Origin of the sequence: Microcystis sp. LE19-84.1B (genome assembly GCF_027531875.1) — a bacterium.
Taxonomy (GTDB): Bacteria; Cyanobacteriota; Cyanobacteriia; order Cyanobacteriales; family Microcystaceae; genus Microcystis; species Microcystis panniformis.
Genome location: NZ_JAPZSR010000187.1, coordinates 1 through 5,767, shown reverse-complemented (window position 1 = coordinate 5,767; position 5,767 = coordinate 1). Strand labels below are relative to the sequence as shown.

At 41.7% G+C, this 5,767-nt stretch carries 9 protein-coding genes and 2 pseudogenes; 3 read left to right on the top strand and 8 right to left on the bottom strand.

Features of this window, described 5'->3' with window-relative positions:
- Window positions 1–135 (top strand): annotated as a pseudogene (locus O9324_RS11195) (IS630 family transposase); the annotation flags it as partial.
- Between the two features lie 4 nt (window positions 136–139).
- On the opposite strand, the pseudogene O9324_RS11190 reads toward O9324_RS11195, so the two are convergent.
- The 7 genes and pseudogenes from O9324_RS11190 to O9324_RS11160 all read right to left on the bottom strand — a co-directional run.
- Window positions 140–1,687: pseudogene (locus O9324_RS11190) on the bottom strand (PatA/PatG family cyanobactin maturation protease); the annotation flags it as partial.
- Window positions 1,688–1,745: 58 nt separating this feature from the next.
- Window positions 1,746–2,039: a type II toxin-antitoxin system RelE/ParE family toxin gene (locus tag O9324_RS11185; protein WP_287628075.1), complete on the bottom strand. Its 294-nt coding sequence runs from the start codon at window positions 2,037–2,039 to the stop codon at window positions 1,746–1,748.
- Window positions 2,036–2,260, bottom strand: coding sequence for a hypothetical protein (locus tag O9324_RS11180; protein WP_002762738.1), 225 nt, complete (start codon window positions 2,258–2,260; stop codon window positions 2,036–2,038). Before O9324_RS11180 ends, O9324_RS11185 begins: the two co-directional genes overlap by 4 nt.
- A 290-nt stretch (window positions 2,261–2,550) precedes the next feature.
- Window positions 2,551–2,775: a type II toxin-antitoxin system HicB family antitoxin gene (locus O9324_RS11175; protein ID WP_287628074.1), complete on the bottom strand. Its 225-nt coding sequence runs from the start codon at window positions 2,773–2,775 to the stop codon at window positions 2,551–2,553.
- Window positions 2,776–2,781: 6 nt separating this feature from the next.
- Window positions 2,782–3,435, bottom strand: coding sequence for a Uma2 family endonuclease (locus tag O9324_RS11170; protein ID WP_288140219.1), 654 nt, complete (start codon window positions 3,433–3,435; stop codon window positions 2,782–2,784).
- Between the two features lie 17 nt (window positions 3,436–3,452).
- Window positions 3,453–4,031, bottom strand: a complete 579-nt coding sequence (locus O9324_RS11165; protein WP_288140218.1) for a Uma2 family endonuclease — start codon at window positions 4,029–4,031, stop codon at window positions 3,453–3,455.
- 14 nt (window positions 4,032–4,045) lie between these two features.
- Entirely contained in the window at window positions 4,046–4,612 is a 567-nt protein-coding gene (locus O9324_RS11160; protein ID WP_288140217.1) for a Uma2 family endonuclease, read from the bottom strand.
- Window positions 4,613–4,642: 30 nt separating this feature from the next.
- On the opposite strand from O9324_RS11160, the gene O9324_RS11155 reads away from it, so the two are divergent.
- On the top strand, window positions 4,643–4,903 hold the full coding sequence (locus O9324_RS11155) for a transposase (RefSeq protein ID WP_080603660.1): 261 nt from the start codon (window positions 4,643–4,645) through the stop codon (window positions 4,901–4,903).
- Window positions 4,904–5,065: 162 nt separating this feature from the next.
- A complete protein-coding gene (locus O9324_RS11150; RefSeq protein ID WP_288140216.1) occupies window positions 5,066–5,377 on the top strand; it encodes a hypothetical protein in 312 nt (103 codons plus the stop codon).
- A 98-nt stretch (window positions 5,378–5,475) separates the two neighbouring features.
- On the opposite strand, the gene O9324_RS11145 is transcribed toward O9324_RS11150, so the two are convergent.
- Entirely contained in the window at window positions 5,476–5,631 is a 156-nt protein-coding gene (locus tag O9324_RS11145; protein ID WP_288140215.1) for an anacyclamide/piricyclamide family prenylated cyclic peptide, read from the bottom strand.
- Between the last annotated feature and the right edge of the window lie 136 nt (window positions 5,632–5,767).

Here is a 5,767-nt window from a genome sequence, read left to right as displayed (position 1 = left end):
GAGAACTTTTCTGACTTTTCTTCAGCTATTTATGAATGTCTGAATGATGCCCATCTGAAACATAAAAAAGAACTGGATTCTTTGCTGACTCTACGATTTCAGAAGTTTAATAAATCTCAGATTATGAACGTCTAAAGTATAAAGTATTAACGTGCCAACCATAAATTCCCCGGGGACTATCCGGTTCAATGACGGGAACAACTTGTCCTGAGAACAAGCGTACTGTCCGCCCAGTAATCCGTCCCGGAATACTGACACGCTGAATATACTCGGCGCTGTCTTCTGCTTGCACTTGTCCTGAAAGAAGTTCCTGTAAAGCCGCATAAACTTCTCGGGAAAAAGAGCCAAGAGGTTCAATGGCGTAAATTGGCGTAAGTTCCAGATTCAGGGTCCAGATTAAGGATTTAGCCTCCGAAAGGTTGTCAGCTAGGTAATCCACCATCTGACGGGCATCGTAGGGATTAGAGGGAACTTCAATACCACCAATTACGGCGGTGGGCATCAGTTGTTTAAATGTGTCCCGACGGGCTTCGGTGCCGAAGTCATAGCCCAAAGTGCCAATGGCATAGACGACTCCGCCAGCAGGTTCAGCAGCTTGGCTAGGGGTAACAGGTTTATTAGTAGTTTCGGGCATGGATACTCCTTGAGAGGTGATGACAGGGTTGGGAATTTGGGCGACGGGAATTACCGGTGCGCTGGTTGCGGCACTCAGTTCGAGATTTTGGCGTTCGGCCTCAGGGGTTTCCGGCGTACCACCGCAGCCACAGCCCGATGCTTCTACTGTTGCTTGGGTTTCCACAGATTCGGACATGGTTTCTCCTGTTAGTTGTTGAATTGCCCCAGAAATGTTCAACACTCCGGCTAAACATTTTGGTTCATTTTCGCTGTCGGCATATTGGCAGGGGAGGGCGCTTTTTAGTATTGCCTCCCGGACAGCGTGAGGATTGGGGGTTTCTCCTCGCTGCACCTGCAAGCTGAGTAATAAGGCGGCTACTCCGGCCACAATGGGCGCGGCGAAGCTGGTCCCACTCAGTTGCACAGTCCCGCCGCCCGGTTTTGCCCCTAAGATGTTTTCTCCAGGGGCAAGGATGCCTTGACTTTGGTAGGTTTCCCCCCAATTACTAAAGTCGAGGGGATGCCCTCTAGCATCAACAGCACCCACCGCTAGGACGGCGGGAAGGGCTGCCGGGACTTGCAGGCATTCACAGCCATCATTGCCAGCAGCGGCAACGATAAGAATATTTCTCTCGTTACACATCTCGACGGCGCGAATTAGCCAATCTTCGGCTTCTCCCATATCAGTGAGGGCCCCGCCGCTAATATTAATCACTTTTGCTCCGTTTTCGGCGGCTTGTTCAATCGCCCTCGCTAAATCGAGTTGGGAGAGTTTTCTATTATCATCCCCAAAGACGGGAACAAGTAAACCTCGACAATTAGGGGCAATTCCTTCTATTTCTGTTTTAGGTTGTCCAAATATGAGGCTGGCGATATGTGTCCCATGAGTGGACATTTGCCCCGCGTTGGCTTGATGCTGGACGAGGGTGGATAAACGGGTTAGGTCTGCCCCATTAAAGCAGGGATGGTCGGTATCAACTACACCATCGAGAATGGCGACGGTTATTTCTGATGCGCCTTTGGTTTGTTTTTGTAGTTCTTTTAGTCCTGGAATCGAGAGAATTTGAGTCATTTTATTAATGATTAGTGAATCAGAGTAAGTTAGGTGAAAATGAGGTTAAAAATTAAGTTTAATAAACCCGATCATGAGTACCAATATCAATTAGAATGATTACTTCTTTTTGCTCCTTATCATTAGTTTCTGGTCTTTCTAAAGAAAATACAATTCTACAATCATAACCACAAGAACAAGCTTTTAGTCCTAATAATTTTCCTTGTAATGAATGGGTGGCTAACTGAGGGGTAAAAATATCTTCTTGCATTAGCTTTAATGTTTCAATGATTTTTTGTTCAAGTTGAGCATTACGCTTGACCAATTTACGAAATGACCGTTTAAACTTCTGTGTTGCAATAATCTCTTTCATTCATCTTCTGTTAATAGGGTTTTTAATTCATCAATAATATCTTCTAAAGGTTGCGGTTTTAATTCTCCTCTTTGAAAAGCTTCCCTCGCTTCTTTAGCATTTCGGGCTATTTCGTCTCGATAGGATTCTATCATTTGATTTTTGACAATTTCTATTAACATTTCTCTCTGTTCAATAGGTAGTTCATTAACTGTCATAAGAGCTTGTTCTAATGTCATCATAATTTATCCTCTCTTGATTGTTGTAATAGGTTTAACGGTAGCTGTAATCTTGGTATTTCCTGTCGTCAAAAAATGGGTAATTCTAAACTTTGTAGGGGTTCTAATTCATGGTTTTTTGATTCTCTTTTAGTTTTCATCATGGTAAATCTGACCTGATTGCTATTTATTCTCGATCATACTACCTCTTTTCTGCCGAATCAATAGTTTTTAAGTGAATTTGTGTTAAGTCTTTGTTGAAATCATTTTCTCCGGAAGAAAAACCTACTTTTAGTCCTAGAATAGTTGGGAGGTTAGTCATTAGTAATTTTCTCAGCTAATTGTAATAGTTTTGGCGAGGGCAAAGGTTTATTTTCTTGGGTATATATATCTACCAAATCTTCTAAAACTTCTTGGGCATTATCAAGGGCTTCTTGATAGGTGCTGCCGTGAGTTCGAGCGTATTTTTCCCATTCGGGTAAACTGGCAATATAGGCATTATCTTCTTCAGACCATTGAATTAAAATGCTATATTTCATGATTAATTATCTCCTTGCTATTCCTAATTGCAAAACTTCTAAAACCTTGGCTAAATCACCGGCTAATAAAGCATCTTTATCTAACCATAATCCAGGGAATATCTGGGAACAAATTATCCCTTCTGAGTTCGGTTCAAGTTTAATATATTCTTCATTGGTTAATCTAAACCAGTCAAATTCTCTATCTTCGACTCGCCAGACTAAATATTCTTGCACTTGGTTACGGCGATAAACATTGAGTTTTTGATGTAAGTCAAGGGAGACGGTACTCGCGGCAATTTCGACGATTAACTCTGGCGCACCTTCGACATAACCATCCTCACTAATCGTTGATTGTCCACCATTTCTAATTCTTAATAGTGCATCGGGTTGAGGTTCATTGTCCGCATCAAGACGTACCGTACAATTATCGCCCAATTCTGTTCCGGGTGTATTTGACCAATAGTTACCTAACCAAGTAATAATACGCGCATGAGGGTTGCCATGGTTCGTAATTCTTAGGGGAGAAGCCATAATATAAACAATTCCTTCAATGAGTTCTGCTTTTTTTAGATTTGGCATAGCATTATATCTACGCTCAAATTCACGACGAGTAAGCTTGTCCCCATTTTCTAGGTGTGGGATGGTTAATTGAGGAGAAATTGTTGCAGTTGCTATCATCTCTGTATTTCCTGTCGTTAAAAAAGGGGTAATTCTAAAGTAAATCCGGGTAAAACGTCCTCCCCAGATAAGGTGGTTGGTAATGAGACGATTTCTACTTCCTGATTTTGGCGATAGATGGCTACCTGTTGACTAATGGGATCAATTAACCAACCCAATCTTAAGCCACTATCAAGATATTCCTGCATTTTTTCTTGGAGTTGAGTTAAAGAATCAGTGCGCGACCTTAATTCTATCACAAAATCAGGACAAATTGTGGCAAATTTTTCTTGTTCTTCTCGGGGTAAAGCGTCCCAGCGTTCATTAGCAATCCAAGCGACATCAGGGGAACGTTTACCACCCTTGGGTAAGGTAAAGATAGTGGAAGAACTAAAGACTTTTCCGAGTTTTGTTTGACGATTCCATAACCAAACAAAGCCGTTTAAATCTGATTCTCGATTCCCACTAATAGCACCAATCGGGGGCATAATAATTAATTCTCCTGCGGCAGTTTGTTCAATTCGCCAATCGTCGTTATTATGGCAAAGTTGATAGAATTGCTCATCGCTTAAATTGACGGATTTTAAGTTTAAAGTAATGGGTTCGACGGTAATCATGGGGGTTAATTTGCCTAATTAAATACTTGAGAAACTTTTAAATTAAGTTGACTAAATATAGAGGATTTTACTAAGTCATCATTGCTAAAATTACCAATTTCTGCATAAGTATCTCCTCTTAATTCTAAGACTAAAATGGTTTGAGTTTGAGGATCAACTATCCAGTATTCGGGAATCCCACAATCTTGATATTGGCTTCTTTTGGCGATGTAATCTCTCTCTCTTTGGATTTCTCCGGGGCTAACGACTTCAATGACTAATAAGGGGGGTGCCATGGCAAGAAGAATTGTATTTCTCTGGGAGAGTAATTGAATATGTTCTTCTCGAATAATGGTTAAGTCAGGGTAACGGTTTTTCGGTTCGCCTTTCACTTCTAATTCTAAACCATGTCCTCTCACTCTATCAGTTCCTAGCATTAAAGCAAAGACTAGAAAAAGACGATTGGCAATTTGAAAGTTAAGTCCTGATTCTGGTGGCATTTCTACCAATTCTCCGTTAAATAATTCATAGTGTTCCTCTGAATTATCCTCATACTGTAGATATTCAGCAAAGGTTTGAAAGCGGGGTTTTGTGGTTAACATAAAACTTACTCCGTTTTAGAGAATTTAAATATGCCTAGAAAACCTCGAAATTTACAAGCTGGTTATTCCTACCACGTCACCACACGATGCAATAACCGAGAATTCAAATTATCCAAGCGGGAATGCCGGGAGGTGTTTCTTTATGCCATCAAGAAGGCTTTAGACAAACACCAGTTTAGGCTTTATGCTCTCTGTATCATGTCTAATCATGTGCATTATCTCATTGAACCTGCCCAACCTGAAGATTTACCTAAAATTATGCACTTCCTCAACTGGTACACGGCGATGTGATCCCCCCGCCTTCGGCTTCCCCCCTTATCAAGGGGGGCTAGGGGGGATCGCACAGGACACTTTTGGGAAAAGCGGTATTTTTGCGATGGTTTCCCTCCTTCAGATAGAGAAAGGGCGTTAAATACCTTACGTTACATTCACGGCAACCCGAAAGCCGCCAAAATGCGTTCTGGTTTTTTCTACGATTTCAGTAACTACGGCAGTTATGAGCGTTTAACCGATGATGGCTTAACTCAATGGCATCCTGCTTTCCTACAACTAGGGAATAGTTTAGAAGACTGTGCCAAGAAATATAAAGGTTTTTGCCAAAGATATAAGCCGAAGGAGAAGAAGACCCCAACCCGATGCCATTGGGGTAGTAAGCTGTTGGCTGGGGTTCATCTATCAGAAAAAGGCTCTACCACCAACCCCAAAAAATCTAAGTCTCGTCTTGTTCAAACCCCGGGTTCCAGGTATCCGAAAGCCCTGAATTAACTAGGGTTGTACGTCAATTCATTGAGGCAAACCGTGCGCCCTGGCAAGCAGAAAAAGACTTTTGACACTTTTTGAGGTGAGTGTTAGAATCAAAGGGATTATTCCGCATCGTCGCCCGCAAAAGGAAATCCTCCTATCAGGGGTGGATTGATTTCCCATAGGGGTGTCAGCCCTGTACCAGCCTCAGAGGAGGTGGTATTGATTTCCCGTTGGACAGGAGCCGCATTGCGGGGTGTCAGTTTTTTGGTCTTCATTGAGAATTACCTCTTGTTTGTATTGTCTTTTTTCCTAAGTCTTAACAACATTAGGTTGGTCTTACTTTTACATAAAGTAACTCAATTGTCAAGGCTTTTTTTATTTAGTTTTGTAACAATTTAGCAACAAAAAAAG